A 588-nucleotide genomic window follows, 5' to 3' on the forward strand; every position below is an offset into this window, starting at 1 on the left:
CTCTACAGTTGACCCAAGAGGGCGAACGCCTCTTCAGCGAGCTCAATCGAGAACGGGATATCCTTACTGAGGAAAAGGACGTGCTGGTTCGTTACGCCAAGCCGATGACTGAAAGCTTAGTAACTGTCGTACTCGGATCCGGACGCAAGGCAGCATGATCCATATTTCCCACCTAAGACTACGTGCGATCACTGCCAAAAGAATCTATGGGGCTGATATCCCTTTCAAGGCCGGCCTCAATGTTGTTCAGGCCGGCAATACCTCGGGCAAGTCAACTTCGCTGCAGGCAATCATATATGCTCTTGGGCTCGAAAGAGCCCTTGGACCTCAACTTGACGTGCCTCTTCCTTACGCAATGCGCGAGCGCATTCACGCACATAAAGATGACAGCTACGAACTAGTTATTGAGTCGTACGTCGAGGTAGAGATGGCCAATGGCCGGGGTCAGTCCGTCATCGTCCGACGCGATATCGCAGGCGGAAAGGACCGAAAACTTATCCAAACCTGGACAAGTCCGACACTTGCCTCCAACGGGGCCCGTTCGGGGCAAAGGGACTACTATGTCTTAGACGGCGGCGCCGCTCAGGC

At 54.1% G+C, this 588-nt stretch carries 1 protein-coding gene; it reads left to right on the forward strand.

The window, feature by feature from the left end:
• Positions 1–154: 154 nt before the first annotated feature.
• A partial coding sequence (locus AC1DWF_RS36730) for an AAA family ATPase (RefSeq protein WP_476843354.1) occupies positions 155–588 on the forward strand: 434 nt, incomplete at its 3' end.

The organism is Aminobacter sp. P4_D5 (assembly GCF_056401815.1).